Genomic DNA, 17,949 nt, shown 5'->3' on the forward strand with positions numbered 1-17,949 from the left:
GCTGACCAAACGGCAAATGGTTGCGTAATGAACATCAATGAACGCCTGCTCGTCATGGAGAGCCGCAACCACTGGAAACTGCTCGTCGCCAACGAACTGCTGTGGCTGAAGGAGTACAATGCCTTCTACGGGGCCTGCTCCAAGAACGCCTGCACCAAGACGAAGAGCATCCTGGCCAGCCTCGCCTCGACGACCGGCACGTTCGACGGCAACCCGCACTTCCGGCGCCAGAGCGGTCTGCTCGGCCCCTACGACCTGTCGCCGGCCGACCGCCGGAAGGTCCTGCTCGAACCGGGCACCTTCCGGTTCGCGTTCGTCCGCGACCCCTACGCCCGCATAGTCTCGTGCTTTCGCAACCGCGTCGACCAGCTCGGCCTGGAGCCGTTCGACAACGAGGCCGGCCTGAAGAACGCGCACCTCGGACGCCGCCGCAAGATACTGGCGTGGAAGACCGGGATGGAACCGGGAAGCGTGGATCCGAACCATGCGATCAGCTTCCGCGACTTCATCGAATTCGTGTGCGACGAGGACCCCTACGAGATGGACCGGCACTGGTACTACCAGAGCCGTTCGATCCAGTCCGACCTGATCGACTACGACTTCATCGGGCGGGTGGAGAACTACAACGCGGACCTCGCCACGATCCTGTCCACGATCGGCGCACCGGCGGACTTCGCCTGGGAGGGCGACAAGGTCAACGCCTCCGGGACCTCGTCGTCGCTCGACTCCTACTTCGATGCAGAGACGGCCGCACTGTTCGCGCGGACCTTCGAAGAGGATTTCGACAACTTCCAGTATCCGACGGCGATCCCGTCGCTGAAGTCGTCCGTGGTGGCGGGCAACGCCGCCTTCGAACAGCGGCCGGAGCCGCAGCCTGCCGTCAGGATTCCGGACCGCAAGGCGGCCGTGCACGAGATCGGCATCGTCATCCCCACGATCATGCGGTTCGACAGCCTGCGCCGGCTCGTCCTTTCCATCCGCAAGCACTACGGGAACGACATCGAGATCCAGGTCGGGGTACAGGGGACCGAGGACAGGTCGCTGCGGGAGTTCGGCCGCCGCTATCGGCTGAACCTGCATTTCCTGCCGGAGGATTTCGGAGTTGCCGCCACCCGCAACTTCCTGGTCCGCCAGGTCAGCCGTCCGTTCGTGCTGCTGTGCGACGACGACTTCGCCTTTCACGAGCTGACCAATATCGAAGGGGCATGGTCGCTGCTGCAGGCACGGCCGGACATTTCGATCGTCGGCGGGCTCCTGGACGACGTCACGCAGAACGACCGCGGCCGCGCCGAAAGGCAGAACTGGATCAACTACGCCAACTTCATCAGCTACGACAGGACGCAGCGGCGGGTCACGTTCCTGCCGTGCGAATACGTCGAGTGCGAATGCTATCCCTGGGACAAGGGCAGCTTCCACTTCTGCGACACCGTTCAGAACTTCTTCCTGGCGCGGAAGAGCCTGTTCGATGACGAGTCTCTGCACTGGGACGAGCGCATCAAGTTCCAGGGGGAGCGCGAGGACTTCTTCCTGACCCTCTTCGAGAAGGGCCACAAGGGGATCGTCTTCTACTCCGGAATGGTGGCGGAGCATCACCACGCGACGAACGCCGCCTACAAGAGCCTGGCCGGGCGCACCGACTGGGCCTCCCACTGGATGGCGAAGCGCGGCATCGAGCAGTTCCTGGTGTTCGGCAAGTGGAGCGACTACTACGACAGCAAGACGGGGGAATATGCCCGCACCCCGTTCAAGTATCTCGACGCCAACGAGACGCCGATCCTGTCGGAGAACATGAACATCCCCTACCGGGACGCCGAATACATGCACGTCTCCATGCCGCGTTCCTTCGCTGCCGCGGAGGCACAGATCGTCAGCATGGAGAAGGCGCTGCGGGCCGCGCGGAACCGGGCCGAGTCGCTCTCCGCGAAGCTCAACTCCAAGGACAACCACCTGAAGACGCTGGAGCGGCGAATGCGGACGCTTCGCGCGGGCGCAAAGCAGGACGGCAACCAGGACGACACGCGGGTCCGTTTCGAAAGCGAGTACGCCGCTGCATTGAATTCGTACTCGCTCGGCAAGTTCGCCGAGGCGGCAAAGCGGTTCATGTCCGCCTGGGAACACAACAAGTCGTCGGCCAAGGCGCTCAGGGCAGCGGCCGAGGCATATGTCCGCGACGGCAACATGAGCGAGGCCGAGGACCTTCTCCGCAAGGTCTGCGAGATGCGGCCCGAGCTGCCCGGGCCAAGAAACCGGCTCGCGGAGATCTCCGCGGCGCGGCAGAGCGGCGTCCTGCCCGACCAGAGCCAGCACGAATTCGATCCCGGCGCCGCGGCCCCGATAGCTTCGGCGACCATTCAGTAGCCCTGCGCCGTCCGGTCAGGTCGGTTCGGGACTTGCGGCGGGAATGTCCGACAGTTGCCAGGGTTCAGGCCCTCCCTCGGGGAGCAGTTCCGGCCTGCTGTCCCCGGGCAGCGGAATGCGATGGGCGTTCAACGTCATCGCAACCATGGTGTAGTAGCCGACCAGTGCGGTCAGTTCGACGACACCGGTCTCTCCCCACCGGGACAGGATTGCAGCATAGCTGTCGTCCGCTACCCGGCCGTGCAGTTGAAGCTCGCGGGCAAAGGCGTAGACGTCGGCCTGCTCCGCATCGGCAAAATCCGGCGGCTCGCCGCGACGTATGGCTTCGATCACGCCCTCGGACAATCCGTAGTCGCGCGCGGCCCGGGCATGGATGGTCCATTCCAGTTCCGCATTCCAGCGCCTCGCGGTGACGAGGATGGCGAGTTCCTTCAATGCGTGCGGGAGGGAAATGTCGAAGCGCAGAAACTCGCCGAGCCGCTGCCAGCGGTCCGCCAGGTCCGGGCTGTGTATCACCGCCCGCAAGGGCCCGGAGACCCGGCCGCGGGGTCCGCGCACGACGTCTTCGTAGACACGCCGCTGGGCTGCGTTCAGGTCATCGAAATCGGGTAGCGAAATGCGTGGGCCGGTCATGTCGTGTTCCGCGGTGGCGCAGAGGGGAAAGATCTGAAATCGATCGGCGAGGTCTCGTCGAAACCGCGCGGGACGGGAACCAGGGAAGGGTCGTCGCGCGGCATGGTGGCGACGATGCTGTCCCGGCGGCCGACGCGCCCGAACCATTCCGCAAGCGCGGGAAAGGCCTCGCGCCAGTGACTGTCGCGAAATCGGAAGTCGAGTTGGCCGACCGCACAGACAATCGCGATGTGGCCGATACCGAACGGCGCGGCGCCGAGTTCCGGCGCTTCGGCGTCGAGACGCTCCATACAGACGCGCACCTTGCGTGCGAAGGCCGACGTGAGCACGTCGTAGGCGCCGGCGGGCCGCAGCAACTCGTTGCGCCAGAGCAGCAGGATTTCCGTCAGCCCATCGCCGAGCGCCATCCAGCGCAGCTGCCGCACGCGCTCGCCGGGATCCGCCGGAAACAGTGCGGAGGAACCTTCCAGACCGTCCAGGTACTCGCAGATGACACGGGAATCGAAGAGGGTCCGACCGTCGTCCAGCACGAGCGCCGGTATCTTTCCCAGGGGATTGTCCCGCAGGACGTCCTCGTTCGGCGCAGCCATGAAAGCCACGACGGACCGGACGCACTCGACGCGGTCTATCAGTGCGGTTTCGTGCAGCACGATCATCACCTTGCGGACGAAGGGCGAACGCGGCGACCAATGCAGCTTCACGTGGGCCCCGCCCTTCCCTGCAGTGTTCCCGGTTGCCGGCGAGCGTGGACGCCTGCGGCTACCGGGCCGCTGTCGACCATCCATGCCACACACACGTCCCGGCCCCGTTTCGGTATCATTGCACAGGCCGCTGCATCGGCGCGATCCCGTCGGCTGCACGCACCCGCCTATGCCTCCTCTTCATCCGATCGGGGAAACGTCACCACTTCGATCTTGTTGCCGTCCGGATCACGGATGAATGCGCCGAAATACGGAGTGCGGGCACCCTGGCGATCGCCCGGCGCTCCGGCGTCGGATCCGCCGCGCGCCAATGCTGCCTCGTGAAAGGCGACGACGGCCTGTCGCGACCGGCATCTCAGACAGATATGCGCGCCGCCATCCGGCGGCACCGGCGACATGCCCGGTCGCGCGTTCAGCCAGAATTCCGGATAGGACTTGCCGAACCCGGCGGTGTGGGGCCGAGCCACGAGCTGGCTCAGCCCGATGGTCGCCAGGACGGCGCGGTAGAAGCGGGTGGCCGCTTCCAGATCGGCAACGGCGATGGACACGTGATCGACGGTCAAGACATCACCTCCACACCATAGCGAACCTCAGCGGCGCGACTCCGCCAGAATCATCTCCGCTGCCTTTTCCGCGATCATCAGCGTCGGGGAGTTGGTGTTGCCGGAGGTGATGCGTGGCATGGCCGAGGCGTCGACGACGCGAAGGTGATCAATCCCCCGCACCTTGAGCCGCCCGTCGAGCACCGCCATCGGATCGTCGTCGATCCCCATCTTGGCGGTTCCGACCGGATGGAAGATCGTGGTGCCGAGATCGCCGGCCGCGACGACCAGTTCCTCGTCACTGGAAATGTGGCTGCCAGGCTTGAACTCCTGCGGATTGTAAGGCTGCAGCGCCGGTTGCGAGACGATCTTGCGCGCCATCCGGATGCCGTCGACGGCGACGCGCTTGTCTTCATCGGTGGTCAGGTATCCCGGCCGGATGTCGGGCATGGCGCCACTCTCCGTGCTGGCGAGATGGACGCTGCCGCGACTGCTGGGGCGCAGGTTGCAGACGCTTGCGGTGAAGGCGGGGAAAGGATGCAGACCCTCGCCCCAGGCATCCAGCGACAGCGGCTGGAAGTGAAATTCTATGTTTGCCGTGGCGTAGTCCGGCGAGGACCGGGTGAACGCACCGAGCTGCGACGGCGCCATCGTCAGCGGCCCGCGGCGGCGGAATGCGTAGTCCGCAGCCATCAGGCCACGCCGGAACAGGTTGCCATAGATGTCGTTGAGCGTCCGGATGCCCTCGACCTTGTAGATCGGGCGTATCTGAAGGTGGTCCTGCAGGTTCTCGCCGACGCCGGGCAGGTCGTGGACGACGTCGATGCCGAGCCCTCTCAGGCGCGCGGAACTGCCGACGCCGGAGGCCTCGAGGATCACAGGCGTCGCGATCGAGCCGGCCGACAGGATGACCTCGCCGGCCGCCTCGGCGGAGAAGCGCTGGCCGTCACGGGAAAACTCTATGCCTGTCGCGCGGCGCCCCTCGAACAGCACCCGTTCGACCCGGACCCCGGTCTCCAGCTGCAGATTGCGGCGCTTCAGGGCAGGTTTCAGGAATCCCCGGGCGGCGCTCCAGCGCCGGCCGTTCTTCTGGTTGACCTGGAAGTAGGCGTTCCCGGCATTGTCGCCTGAATTGAAGTCGTCGATCTTCTCGATGCCGGCCTGCTCGGCGGCATCGCGTATCCTGTCGAGTATCTCCCAGCGCACGCGGGGATTCTCGACGCGCCATTCGCCGCCCGACCGGTGCAGTTCGTTCGGCGGCTCGGCATGGTCCTCGTGCTTGAGAAAATATGGAAGGACGTCGTCCCACCCCCAGCCGGTCAGGCCCAGCTGCCGCCAGCCGTCGTAGTCGGCGGCCTGGCCGCGCATGTAGATCATGGCGTTGATCGCAGAGCAGCCGCCGATCACCTTGCCGCGCGGATAGGCGAGCGAGCGGCCGTTGAGCCCGGGCTCGGGCGCGGTCTTGAACATCCAGTCGGAGCGCGGATTGCCGATTGCGAACAGATAGCCGACGGGAATGTGGAACCAGATCCAGTTGTCCCTGCCGCCGCCCTCCAGGACCAGCACCCGCTTGGAGGGATCCGCGGACAGCCGGTTGGCGAGCACGCAGCCCGCGGAACCGGCGCCGGCGACGATATAGTCGAAGGTGCCGATTGAAGGGCTGCCAGTTACCTCGTTTGCCACGTTCGAAGCCTCCCGGATCTTGTTGCGGCCCGGCGGCCGCGCATCGTTCCCACCATATTGCCCCAAAGCTTGCCACGAAGCGCTGTTCCAAAGCGCCTACCTCGGTTAAAGGTGCCTTGCACCGCGCAAGAAAGCCGACCGACGCAACGGATCCCCATGCCGCTTCCCGCTTCCTTCGAGGGCCGCCTGGCGCTGCCCGCCATCGCAGCGCCGATGTTCCTGTGCTCCGGACCCGACCTGGTCGTCGAAACCTGCCGGTCCGGCGTCGTCGGAACCTTTCCGGCGCTCAACCAGCGCACCACGGACGGGTATGCCGACTGGCTTTCGGAGATCGGCGAGCGGCTGGCGTCGGCGGACTCGGGCGACCGGCCGGAGGCGGCGCCCTATGGCGTCAACCTCATCGTCCACCGCAGCAACGCCCGTGTCGCCGCCGATCTGGAGGCAACCGTCGCACACCGGGTCCCGCTCGTCATCACGTCGCTGGGTGCGGTGCGCGAAGTGGTGGACGCCGTCCACGGCTATGGCGGGCTGGTGTTCCACGACGTCATAAACCTGCGCCACGCAGAGAAGGCCGCCGAAGCCGGCGTCGACGGCATCATCGCGGTCTGCGCGGGAGCCGGCGGTCACGCGGGCACGCTGAGCCCCTTCGCCCTCGTGCCGGAGATCAGGCGGATGTTCGACGGCACGGTGGTGCTTGCCGGGGCCCTGTCGACCGGACGGCACGCCGCGGCAGCACGCATGATCGGCGCGGATCTCGCCTATTTCGGCACCCGGTTCATCGCGACGAAGGAAAGCCTCGCGGACGCGGCCTACAAGCAGATGATCCTGGAGGGACGGGCAACGGACGTCGTCTATACGCCGTCGGTCAGCGGCGTCGCCGGCAGCTTCCTGCGCCGGAGCATAGAGGCCGCGGGCCTCGATCCCGACAACATGCCGCCGCCCGGCGAGCTCGAGGTCGGGCAACGCGAACAGCGTGCCTGGAAGAACATCTGGTCGGCAGGCCAAGGGCTCGGATCGATATCCGATGTGCCGTCCGCCGCGGAACTCTGCAGGCGGCTCGCTGCGGAATATCGGCAGGCACTGTCCGAATACTCCGATTGACTACCGTAACGGCGCTTCCTTACCACCCTCCCCGATCACTCGCGTCAGGTCATTGGCATTGAATCACATCCGGTCTGTGATATCGTAACTATTGATTGGTTGCCTAACTTTAGGCCAAGCCGTTCATTTTCTTCATCTAGCGCGACGGCCAGGATAGGCGGGTGATATCCGGATTTCGTACCCGACTGATGGCGCTGCTGCTTCTGGCGGTGGCGCCGGTATTCGGCGTCCAGTTTTGGGAGATCTGGCAGCAGCGGGAAAACGCTCTCGCCGAAGCCAAGGAGCGCGCCGTGTTTCTGGCGCGGCAGGCGGCAATCCGCCAAGCCGATCTCATCGGCGACACCCGCGCCCTGCTCAACATCGTCAAGAGCATTCCCGCAATTCGCGATTTCGAGGGGCCCGACTGCGAGACGTACCTGAGGGGAATCGCAGATGCGCGGCCCTGGATCCAGAACATGGGCATCGCCGACGCCGACGGCATCATACGCTGTTCAGTGACGCCCGACGGCGTGGGAATCAGCATTGCCGACCGGACCTATTATCGCCGGGCCGTGTCCCGCCACACCTTTGTAGTGAGCGACGTGCTTATCGGGCGCGTGTCCCGCCGCCCGACAGTGGTGGCCGCCCTTCCAAGCCAGGAAAGCGGCAGAACGGTGATGTATCTGGCGACGCTGAAGCTGTCCTGGATAGAAGATCTGGCGGTTCGGGTCGCCGCAGACCTGAACGGCGACATTTTCGTCGTCGACCTGACCGGCCAGATGCTCGCAAGCCATATTCGCTTCGGCGTCAACGCGTCGATCAGGGAAACGGGCAACATCCTCAACGAACTCGCCTCCGACCGCGAGGGACTTGCCATATTCGCCCCGGATCAGGGCAACGCCATCCTGTTCGGATATGCGACGATTCCCGATACCACGGCCCGAATCTTCGTCGGTATTCCGTACGCGACCATCCTCAATTCGGTCCACCTCCAGACCCGCAACGGCCTGCGCGACCTGGCAATCGCGTTCGTGGTGATCCTCGTGCTGGCCTGGGTCGGAGGGGAAATTCTGCTCATCGGGCCGATCCGCAGTCTCGACGTCACCACGCGAAAGATTGCCGGAGGCGACTACGGGACCCGCGCGGACGAGAGCCGCGGGCCGGCAGAATTCCGACGCCTGGGCCAGACCTTCAACCGCATGGTGAGCCGGTTGGAGACGCTGGCGGATGCAGATCCCCTGACCGGACTTGCAAACCGGCGGCAACTCGATCGGCGACTGGGCCAGCTCTGGAAGCAGAAGCCGAACACGCCGGTCGCGATTGCCATGATCGACGTGGACCACTTCAAGCATTTCAACGACCACTATGGCCACCTGCGCGGCGACGAATGCCTCCGCACGCTGGCCGCGGTCATCAGAAGCCGGGCGCGACGCGCCGACGATCTGGCCGCCCGGTACGGCGGTGAAGAATTCACCCTGGTCGTCCCGGGCATGAGCGGCGAGGAAATGTCCAGGCACTGCGAGAACCTTCGCGCCACCATCGAAGGCCTCGCCATCCAGCGTCCGGAGGGCGCGGGTCCGGTAACCGTCAGTATCGGCATCGTTTCGACAACCCCCTCCGAGACACCCGACATCAATCGGGCGATCAGGAAGGCCGACGAGGCACTGTACGCCGCGAAAGGCGCCGGGCGGAACCGGGTCTACACACACGAGGAGAGAGAGCCGGAACACGCGCAGCTCTCCCACTGGCCCCCCACTCCGAGGCTGCAGGCTCTCGATTGACGCACCGATCGAGGCAAGGCCGATTGTCCGCGAGGTGGGCCTAGCCGCCCAATGCGGCGATCACCTCGTCGGCGTTCGTCACCGTGGCGACGTTCTGCATCGCGAAGTTGATGGACGCGTTGTGCCACTCGGCATTCATGGTCGAGCAGCAATCCTCGGGCACGATCACGTAGTAGCCCTTGTCGGCGCCGGTGCGGGCGGTGTGCTCGATCGACATGTTGGTCCACGCGCCGGTGTCGATGATCGTGTCGCGGCCGGTGGCCTTCAGGACGGTCTCCAGAGCCGATCCTTCCCAGGCGCTCATCCGCCGCTTCTCGACGATGTGGTCACCGGGCTTCGGCGCCAGTTCCTTTACCGAAGCCGCACCCCAGGTGCCCCGCTCCATGGCGCGGGCATCGCGAAGTCCCTCGAACAGCGGGGCGTTGAAGGTCATGCCCGGGGCGCCCGGCTCGACGACGAACCAGACATGAATCACCGGAATACCGCGGGTGCGGCAGACGTCGGCGAGGCGGCGGATGTTCTCCACCACGTTCTGGTCCCTGGCGTGTTGGGGAGAGCCCGACTCGGCGAATGCGCCGCCGTCCATCATCACGTCGTTCTGCATGTCCTGGATGATCAGGGCGCAACGGGCGGGATCCAGCTTCAGTCCGGGGGAAGAGGCTGCGGGTGCCGAGGCGCGCCCGGACGCTGCGCTGGTCGGGGACGACGTCTGTCCCGACGCCGCCGCAGTGCGCGGCGCGCTGGTCCGCATGTACGGTTCGACGCGCGGCCCGACCCTGGTGGGGATCACGTACAGCGACGTCGACGCCGTGATGAACAGCGTACGCCAGTCGCTCCCGCCCCAGGTCAGATTGGCCGCAAGCTCCGGAACGGCGAGCTTGCCGATCAGTTCGCCGGCCGGATTGTAGATCCAGAGGCCGTAAGGCGCGGTCAGCCAGATATTGCCGCGCGCGTCGCACTTCATGCCGTCGGGAACGCCGTCATGGTCTTCCGAGACGATACGATCGGCAAACACACGGCCGTTCGACAGATGCCCGTCGGGCTGCACGTCGTAGACGCGAATGCAGAAGCGCCGCGTATCGTTGATGTAGAGCAGCTTCTCGTCGGGGGAGAAGCAGAGGCCGTTCGGCATGTCGAAGTCGTCGCGGCCGACGACGAGCTGCGGCTCCCGTCCGCCGCCCCCCGGGGGGACCCGGAAGACGCCCTGCCAGTGAAGCTGGCGCGGCCGCTCGACCCCGAAGACCGGCATCCGGCCGTACCACGGGTCGGTGAAGTAGATCGAACCGTCCGAGCGCACACAGGTGTCGTTGGGGCTGTTCAGCTCGCGTCCCTCGTAGTGCGACGCCAGCACCTCGCGCCCGCCGCCCGGACGCTCCCGCACCAAGGAGGACGTGGCGTGCTCGCACACGATCAGGTTCAGGTCCGCGTCGTAGGTCATGCCGTTGCCCTTGTTGGACGGACGCTTGACCTCCGCTATGCCCTCGGCCCCAAACCGCCGGCGCACATCGCCGGGCATGTCGGAAAACAGCAGATAGCGGTCGACAGGATGCCAGATCGGCCCTTCGGTGAACTGATAGCCGGTGCCGACACGTTCGAGCGTGGCCGACTGATCGACGAGTTCCCAGAATTCCGGCTTGATCGCCTTTAAGCTCATGGCATTGCCTCCCGCGCCCTCACTCGCCGCCGGCATCGTTGTCCCGTGCACGGCTGGCGGCCGTCATGATACGTCGTTCGTGACGGTCGGGCATCACAAGTCGTCTGAATAGGCTGGCGCCGACGGGACGCTGCAACCCGTCCTTCTGCCGGACGTGCTGCCGGCAGGCCGCCGGCTATCCTGCTGCGCCGGAAGGATCCGTGTTCGCCTCCGACACCATCCAGTCGCGGAAGGCGCGCATGCGCTGGTCGGCGAGGCGCTCTTCGAGATAGACGAGGTAGTAGGACTTGGGGACCGGCGTGGTGAGTTCGAACGGCCGCACCAAGTCGCCGGCGGCGAGTTCCGCGTCGTGGAACCCGGAATAGCCGAGCACCAGCCCCTGTCCGTGCACGGCGGCGGCAAGCCCCATCGAGAAATCCGGGAACCGGTATTCCCTGAGGGGACGGGCGTGCGGAACGCCGGCGGCCGTGAACCAGGCGTCCCAGTCGTCGTTGGTCAGACGCAAGAGCGCCGACCTCGAAATGGCTTCCGCCACGGACAGGCCCCGCAGGGACCTGGCGACCGACGGCGCGCACAGTGGCGTCACCGACATGGTCAGCACCGGCTCGGCGCACAGTCCCTGCCAGTTTCCGGTGCCGTAGCGCAGGGCGAAGTCGGCCTCCCCTCCAGGAAGATCTGCGAGGCGGGCGGTGCTGACGAGCGCTATCTCGACATCCGGGTGTCGCGCGCGGAACCGGGGAAAGCGCGGCATCAGCCAGCGCACTCCAATCGAGGACGTGAGCGAGACCGTCAGCGGCCGTGAAGGATCCGGACCCTTCAGTTCCTCGGTTGCCCGTGCGAGCAGGGCAAAGGCGTCCTCCACCGAGGTCCGATAACGGCGGCCCTGCTCGGTCAGTACGAGGCCTTTGGGATCGCGACGCAGGAGGCGCACGCGCAGTTCGCTTTCCAGCCCGCGAAGACGATGGCTCACGGCGCTGGGCGTTACGCCGATGTCGGCGGCGGCGGCAGCGAGATTGCCAGTCCGTGCAATCGCGTCGAATGCCTGCAAGCCGCGCAGCGATGGGATCCTCCGCCCGGACATTATTGAACTTTTCTCAACTCCTCATGAGATGTTCGCGTTTGAATCTGCTATACTGTTCGCTGACATTGTAGATATGCGTAGAGAATATCTCAATGGCAGCGCCCGTCACGTTCATCGGTCCGACCTCGCACGCGAAATGACGCGGCTACTGATCCCCGGCCCGCCCGGGGCCGCCGATCTCGGCATGTCGACACTGGTCCTGCAGCGCGCGGAAGCCCGCAAAACGCGGCAAGGCCGCAGATGGCGCGCGAAAGTCGCAGGCCGATCCGTAGCGGTCATGAGTCGATTTCTGCGCGCGTGTCGCGGGCTGCTTCGGTCTCCGCGCCATGCGTCCAGCCCGCGAGGATGAACTACCGGCGGCCGATCGGCGGCCTGCTCCCGAAGCGCACAGTCGCCGCGACGGCGCGATGGTCGGACGGCCAGGGCGTCACCACGATGTCGGCCTCGGGCGCCTTCTCGCCGACGATTGCAGCCGACTTCACCTTCAGGCCTGCGCCGCGGACGAAGACGAAGTCGATGCGGTCGTGGTGGTCGTCGGGGTCGTCGGGCGAGGTGGTCGGCGTCCAGGTGAAGGCGGGCTTGGCGATCTCGTCCGGCCAGACCGCGCGGTAGGCGTCGATGAAGCCCTTCCTTTCGATCGCCCGGGTGGTCGGATAGCGCACCCGGATCGGGTGACGGCCGATATCGGCGGCGGCCTGGGTCCAGTCGCGATGGGACGGTTCGTTGAAATCGCCGAAGACGAAGGCGGCCGCCGCGCCGCGCGCGGACGTCAGGTCCTGCTTCCACAGCTTCACCGCCTCGCCGCGCGCCAGCCGGGCGTAATGGATCGCCTCCCTCTCCGTCGTGATGAACGGCCACTTGCCGTAGCGGATGCGGAGCAGCTGGTAGGGCTGGTACGGCGAGTCGTCGAGATGCAGATTGAAGGCGTAGACCGTCCGCCCGTAGACGTTGATGGCGACGCCGAGATCGTTCGGCGTGGCGCCGACGATCGGGAAGCGGCTGATGACCGCGTTCGCCCAGAGCGCCGAGTTCTCGGCGGTCTGCTCGTAGTAATGGTAGCGGAGCGCGGCGGCGATCGCCTGCGTGACGCTGGGCCCTCCCGCCGGGCAGACGTCCGCCGTGCACGGGTGCCCTTCGAGGCGGGTCTCCTGGACGGCGATGATGTCGGCGCCGACCGCCCTGATCGCCGCGACCGTCTCGTCGACCGGCTTACCCTCGTTGGCGCCGCCACCGTAGATGTTGAAGCTCATCACGGTGAGCCGGGTTCCGGCGGCATCCGCCGCCGACATCCCCGCGGCGAACAGTGCCGGCAGCGCAATCACGCCGAGCAGACCAGGTCGCAGCAGTCGCATTGCATCCCCCCAATCAAGCGGCCCGTTCTCGCCGTCCAGAATTTGTAGGTTGCTTTTCCTGACCGGGAAATGACGATTCTTCCGCAGCGTCCGTTTTCGGCCGCCGGATGGCGGCGTCCCCCGTGCAGAATCCGACTGACGGTCACGCCCCGCCCCCCTGTTCGGGATAGTCTGTTTCGCCGGGAAAGCTGCCGCAGCGCCGCTCCAGGGAGGATCCATTGGCCTACGACGTCACCGTAGAGATTCCCTACGAGTCCCTCGACCCGCTTACCATCGGCTCGTGCGACGACCCCTCGATGGTCTATCGCGACACGATCTCGGTCCGGATCCCGCAGAAGAACCTCTGGGCCTATATCAAGCCGAACGAGCCGATGCCGATCCGAGACGTGACGGCGGCCGCGGCGAGTGCGCTCGAGCGCCCGTTTTCGGGTCCGAAGTTCTCGCAGCTGATCGGCCCGGACAAGTCGCTCGCCATCATCATCGACAACCAGTTCCGCCCGACGCCCGCCTCCAAGCTGCTGCCGGCGATCCTTGATGCGGTCGAGAAGCACGGGGTGAAGAAGGCCTGCGTCATCTGCGCCAACGGCAAGGTGTTCCCGATGTCCGAGAAGGACACCGAGATGAAGGTGGGGCGCGAGAACCTGGAGCGGATGCAGCGGATGGGGATCCCGTTCTACCAGAACGACGACCCGCGCAATCCCGACAAGTACGTCTTCATCGGCAAGTCCAGCCGCGGCACGCCGGTCTGGCTCAACAGGCACGTCGCCGAAGCCGACGTGACGCTGTCCTGCGGCCAGGCGCAGGCCAACCACTGGGGCTATGGCGGCGGCGGCAAGCTGATCCTGCCCGGCGTCGTCTCCGACGAGACGATCGAATCGAACCACGGCGCCTTCGTGCTGTCGCCTGAGACCACCTACGGCTCGATGGCCGGGCCGATGCGCTCCGACATCGACGAGGTCGCCACCATGTGCGGGCTGACCTGCACGCTCAATTCGGTGCTCGACACCAAGGGCGCCCCCGCATTCATCAATTTCGGCACCCATCCCGAGGCGCATCGCGAGGCGATCAACGTCTTCAACCGCGTCTACGCCTACCGCCGGCCGATGGGCGGGCCCGCCGACATCGCCATCTGCGGCGTCTTCGCCCCGACCGACCACCTGTTCTTCCACACCGGTTGGGGCTGCATGTCGGCCGACATGGTGCTGAAGGACGGCGGCGACATGATCTACTGCTCGCCCTCGCCCGGCGTGAAGACGCATCTCGGCGACTTCCCGGGCCTTGCCCTGTTCGACCTGATGAAGCCCTACATGCCGCCGTCCCAGGCCAACATCGAGCGGCTGCACCGCGACATCTACAATCGCCAGGTCCAGATGTGGGCGGGTTGCATCTGGGCGCCGATCTACGAGGTCATGTCGCGCAAGAACCTCACCATCGTGACGCTCGAGGAGAACCTGGGCATGGCGAAGGACATCGGCATGACCGCCGTCACCGAGTTGCAGCCGGCCTTCGACGCGGCCCTGGCGAAGCACGGGCCGGACGCCAAGGTCGTGATCCTGCCGTTCGCCCGCTACCAGATGCCGACGGACGCGATCCGCATGCCGGCCGCCAAGCCGTTCTCGCTGGCCGCGGAGTAAGATCGGCGGAGGCGTTGCGGCGGGGGTTCAGTCGCGGCAAGGGCGGAGCGTCCCGACGCGAGGCCGTGCAAGGGGTGAAGGCTCTGCACGTACCCCCCTCTCCATCTCTCCCCCACAAGGGGGGAGAGGGCTCCCTGCGGCTGCCACTTTCCCCAACGCGCAGATCGGAGCTTGCAGCTGATCCTCTAACAGGATCGCTTCTCGATGAAAGTGCCGATTGCGCCCCTCTCCCCCCTTGTGGGGGAGAGATGGAGAGGGGGGTCCGCCGCGCAGCGGCGGCGAAAGCCTTGGCTTTCGCAAACCCGAACGCCCGAAGCGGTTCGCCAATGAACCCGCAGCGGAATTCCGCTATCCTCCTTCCATGACCGGCAGGCGCATCAGCGGTTCGACGACGATCCTGGAACTCCTCGAGATGTTCCCGGACGGGTCCGCCGCACGGCTGATGGGACGGCTTTGCTGGCCCTGTGCGCACTGCGGGGGACGCGTCAGCGAGCCGCTGTCGCTGGCGGCGAAACGGCACGGGAATCCGGTCCGACCCTCGATAGAGTGTTTCCGGAAGCTGGCCGAGGGCGGACCGTCGCAGGAGGAGATCGCCGCGGCCCAGGTGCGCCCGCGCGCCGCCCGCGATCCGCTCGAGGCGTGGCGGAATTCGGCGGCGCGGGCGGCCGGGTAGGACTACTCGGCCGCCTTCGCGACCGCCTGCCGTTCGACGATCATCTGCATCGCCTTCAGCGCCCGGATCGCCGCGCAGGCGGCACCGTAGCCGTTGTCGATGTTGGTGACGGTGATCCCCGGCGCGCAGGAGACGAGGCAGGCGTTGAGTGCGGTCTCGCCGTCGCGGGCCATGCCGTAGCCCGTGGACGTCGGTACGGCGATCACGGCGCCGGGCACCAGGCCGCCCAGGACGCTCGGCAGGGCGGCATCCATGCCGGCGACAGCGATCACCACCGGATGCCGGGCGATCTCGTCGACCCGCTCCATCAGGCGCCAGATACCGGCGACGCCGACGTCGAAGATCGGGGTGGTGGCGATTTGGTTGAATTCGAGCGTGCGGAGCGCCTCGTGCGCCGGACCGGCATCCGACGTTCCCGCGGTGACGACGGCGACATCAGGCGTGCCGCGGGCTGCGGAGGCGAAACCGAGGAAGCCCGTTCGCGACTGCGGGTGATAGTCGAGACGCTCGCGCCAGGCGGCCGACAGACGCTCGTGCTTCTCCGGGTCGAGCCGGGTCAGCAGGAATGGGACCCGGGCATCGTCGGCTTGGCGAAGGATCTCCTCGATCTGCGGCACCGTCTTCTGCGCGCAGAGGGCCGCCTCGCCGAAGCCCAGGCGGGAGTCGCGTTCGAAATCGAGCCGGATCTCCTTGCGCGTCATCCGTTGACCACCTGCTTGTCGCCGACGAAGGCGCTGCCCCGCCGGTAGGCTTCGACGGCAAAGGCGCGGCCGGCGAGTTCGGGGAAACGACTGCGGGCACCGCGGATCAGCCGAACCCGACCTTCCGACCCGAGAGCCTGCAGGGTTGCGGCGTCCAGTTCGACGAAGAAGCCCTGCGGCCGGAGGCGACACCGCACCGTCTCCGGCTCCAGTCTGTCGCGCAGCCAGGTCTCGATGTCGTCGATGAGCTGCAGCGTGTCTGCCTCGATGCGGATGCCGGTCTCGACGCGACTCGACAGGCAGGGCGAAGCCGGCAAGGCGGCCAGATCCGGCAGGCCGAGCCGGCGGGCCAGCGCGCGGACATCGGACTTGGCGAACCCGGCCTCGACGAAGGGATGGCGCACACCCAGTTCCTCGGCAGCCGCAAGGCCGGGACGGTAGTCGCCCAGGTCGTCGGTATTGGTGCCCGACAGCACCAGACCGTCCGACAGCCTCGACAGCGCCGAATAGAGGTTGGACTTGCAGAAGAAGCAGCGGTCGACCGGATTTGCGCGGTAGCGTTCATCCGCGAACTCGCCTGCGTCGACGAGGCGCAGGGACCAGCCCTCGTGGATTGCCTGGCGCCTGACGCGATCCGTCGCGGCCGTCGGGACCGCCGGGGAGACTGCGTGGACCATGCGGATCCGGTCCGATCCCAACGTCCGGTGGGCGAAACTCGACAGGGACATAGAATCGACGCCGCCCGAGACGGCGATGACGGCGCTACCGCAATCCCGCAGCACGGCGGCGAGCCTGCCGTCGGAGCCGGGTGGCGCTTCAGTCATGATCGACATCACCCGCGAGCACGGCTGCTTCCGCCGCCTCCCGCCTTTGCCGCCGTTCGCGATGCCCGTCGACGCCGGCGATGTCGTCGGCTTCCGCCTTGGCGGTCGTTCCTGCCGGCCGGTTGGCAACCTTCACGTGGATGTTGCCGCTCATGCGGCTCTCCCGGGCGACGATCGCGCGACGCTCGCGCCGCCGGCGTATGCCCAGGCTCGTCGTCTCATCCAGGCACATCGCGGCGACACGGTCGGCCGCATCGGGGCGCACGAGCACCTGCAGCGCAATTCCGACCCGCCCCTTCTTTCCCATCACCGGCCACTGGCAGACGTCGAGAACGCCATCGGCGCCGCGGATATGATCCAGAGCGATTGCAAGGTCCTCACCCGTCTGGTCGTCGATCTCGCAACGCAGCACGTCCACCTCATCGGTGCGGAGCCCTCGTGCCCCGCGGACCTCGGCAGGCGCCGCATAAAGCGTCGCACGGAGGACATTGCTGCGAGAAGCAAACGTCCGCCTGCCGAAACCGAAGCCCGAACCGGAGAGCGGGCGCGGCACCGGATCGGGCTCCTGCGTCGCCCCGAGGAATTTGAGAATCGCGGCGCCGGTCGGCGTGATCCGCTCGCCCGTCTCGCCGTCATCGACAAGCGAATAGCCCGCGAGCAGGCGCACGACGGCCGGCGCGGGAACCGGCAGCATTCCGTGGGCGGTCTTCACGAGTCCGCTCCCGCGCGGCAGCGACCCGACGGACCACCGGCACGGGCCGATCGTCGCGATCACCGCGGCAGCGGCGAGGATATCGGCGATCGAATCCCATGCACCGACCTCGTGGAATGCGACGTCGTCCACGTCGACACCGTGCACGGCGGCCTCCGCCTCGGCGAGCGCAGCAAAGATTCCCAATGCGGCCCGGCGCGTCTCGGCGCCGAGCGGGGCACTTTCGATCCGCCCTCGAATGTCCCGCCAATGGGTGTGGTGGTGATGCCCCGAGTGCGCGGACACCGGCTCCTCGACGGTGAACCGCATGCCGTTGAGGACGCCGTCGGAGTGATCCTCCAGCCTGTAGGCCAGCCCTGCCGGCGGTTCCATCGCCGCGACCGCCTCCTCGACCGGACACCACAGGTCCGGCCGGGCATCCAGCATCGCAGCGACGAACATGTCGCCGGCGATACCGCCGACTGCGTCCAGATGGACGGCGGAGACCGTCTCCCCGTCCGACCGTTCGGCGACGTCGCGCAACTCCGCCATAAAATCCAC

Annotated in this window: 15 protein-coding genes; 5 read left to right on the plus strand and 10 right to left on the minus strand. The window is 66.6% G+C overall.

What is annotated here, in order from left to right; translation table 11 throughout:
- The first annotated feature begins 27 nt into the window (after positions 1–27).
- The gene (locus tag V3328_RS08340; protein ID WP_340329179.1) at positions 28–2,358 is read left to right on the plus strand and encodes a sulfotransferase family 2 domain-containing protein; all 2,331 of its coding nucleotides are present in this window, start codon (positions 28–30) and stop codon (positions 2,356–2,358) included.
- Positions 2,359–2,373: 15 nt separating this feature from the next.
- Here the strand turns inward: V3328_RS08340 and V3328_RS08345 are convergent, their stop codons facing one another.
- The 4 genes from V3328_RS08345 to V3328_RS08360 form a co-directional block, all read right to left on the minus strand.
- The gene (locus V3328_RS08345; protein WP_340329180.1) at positions 2,374–2,991 is read right to left on the minus strand and encodes a carboxymuconolactone decarboxylase family protein; all 618 of its coding nucleotides are present in this window, start codon (positions 2,989–2,991) and stop codon (positions 2,374–2,376) included.
- Complete coding sequence (locus V3328_RS08350) at positions 2,988–3,692, minus strand: glutathione S-transferase family protein (RefSeq protein ID WP_340329181.1); 705 nt, start codon at positions 3,690–3,692, stop codon at positions 2,988–2,990. Before V3328_RS08350 ends, V3328_RS08345 begins: the two co-directional genes overlap by 4 nt.
- Positions 3,693–3,859: 167 nt before the next feature.
- The gene (locus V3328_RS08355) at positions 3,860–4,255 is read right to left on the minus strand and encodes a VOC family protein (protein ID WP_340329182.1); all 396 of its coding nucleotides are present in this window, start codon (positions 4,253–4,255) and stop codon (positions 3,860–3,862) included.
- Positions 4,256–4,282: 27 nt separating this feature from the next.
- A complete protein-coding gene (locus tag V3328_RS08360; RefSeq protein WP_452303820.1) occupies positions 4,283–5,887 on the minus strand; it encodes a GMC family oxidoreductase in 1,605 nt (534 codons plus the stop codon).
- Positions 5,888–6,073: 186 nt separating this feature from the next.
- Between V3328_RS08360 and V3328_RS08365 the strand changes: the two genes are divergently transcribed.
- Entirely contained in the window at positions 6,074–7,018 is a 945-nt protein-coding gene (locus V3328_RS08365; protein WP_340329184.1) for an NAD(P)H-dependent flavin oxidoreductase, read from the plus strand.
- A 161-nt stretch (positions 7,019–7,179) separates the two neighbouring features.
- Positions 7,180–8,778, plus strand: a complete 1,599-nt coding sequence (locus V3328_RS08370) for a sensor domain-containing diguanylate cyclase (RefSeq protein WP_340329185.1) — start codon at positions 7,180–7,182, stop codon at positions 8,776–8,778.
- 40 nt (positions 8,779–8,818) lie between these two features.
- On the opposite strand, the gene V3328_RS08375 is transcribed toward V3328_RS08370, so the two are convergent.
- The 3 genes from V3328_RS08375 to V3328_RS08385 form a co-directional block, all read right to left on the minus strand.
- A complete protein-coding gene (locus V3328_RS08375; protein ID WP_340329186.1) occupies positions 8,819–10,432 on the minus strand; it encodes an isochorismatase family protein in 1,614 nt (537 codons plus the stop codon).
- 175 nt (positions 10,433–10,607) lie between these two features.
- Positions 10,608–11,513, minus strand: coding sequence for a LysR substrate-binding domain-containing protein (locus V3328_RS08380; RefSeq protein ID WP_340329187.1), 906 nt, complete (start codon positions 11,511–11,513; stop codon positions 10,608–10,610).
- A 350-nt stretch (positions 11,514–11,863) separates the two neighbouring features.
- Entirely contained in the window at positions 11,864–12,865 is a 1,002-nt protein-coding gene (locus V3328_RS08385; protein WP_340329188.1) for an endonuclease/exonuclease/phosphatase family protein, read from the minus strand.
- 218 nt (positions 12,866–13,083) lie between these two features.
- Here V3328_RS08385 and V3328_RS08390 point away from each other — a divergent pair, with 218 nt between their 5' ends.
- Positions 13,084–14,499 (plus strand): lactate racemase domain-containing protein, encoded by a 1,416-nt coding sequence (locus tag V3328_RS08390; RefSeq protein WP_340329189.1) that lies wholly within the window; start codon positions 13,084–13,086, stop codon positions 14,497–14,499.
- A gap of 361 nt (positions 14,500–14,860) precedes the next feature.
- Positions 14,861–15,172, plus strand: coding sequence for a hypothetical protein (locus V3328_RS08395; RefSeq protein ID WP_340329190.1), 312 nt, complete (start codon positions 14,861–14,863; stop codon positions 15,170–15,172).
- A gap of 2 nt (positions 15,173–15,174) precedes the next feature.
- Here the strand turns inward: V3328_RS08395 and larB are convergent, their stop codons facing one another.
- The 3 genes from larB to larC are packed head-to-tail and all read right to left on the minus strand — an operon-like array spanning position 15,175 to position 17,940.
- A complete protein-coding gene (gene larB, locus V3328_RS08400; RefSeq protein ID WP_340329191.1) occupies positions 15,175–15,873 on the minus strand; it encodes a nickel pincer cofactor biosynthesis protein LarB in 699 nt (232 codons plus the stop codon).
- A complete protein-coding gene (larE, locus tag V3328_RS08405) occupies positions 15,870–16,697 on the minus strand; it encodes an ATP-dependent sacrificial sulfur transferase LarE (RefSeq protein WP_340329192.1) in 828 nt (275 codons plus the stop codon). Before larE ends, larB begins: the two co-directional genes overlap by 4 nt.
- The gene (gene larC / locus V3328_RS08410; RefSeq protein ID WP_340329193.1) at positions 16,690–17,940 is read right to left on the minus strand and encodes a nickel pincer cofactor biosynthesis protein LarC; all 1,251 of its coding nucleotides are present in this window, start codon (positions 17,938–17,940) and stop codon (positions 16,690–16,692) included. The genes larE and larC overlap by 8 nt, the downstream gene beginning before the upstream one ends.
- Positions 17,941–17,949: the final 9 nt, after the last annotated feature.

This window comes from Microbaculum marinum, from assembly GCF_037855135.1.
Taxonomy (GTDB): domain Bacteria; phylum Pseudomonadota; class Alphaproteobacteria; order Rhizobiales; family Tepidamorphaceae; genus Microbaculum; species Microbaculum marinum.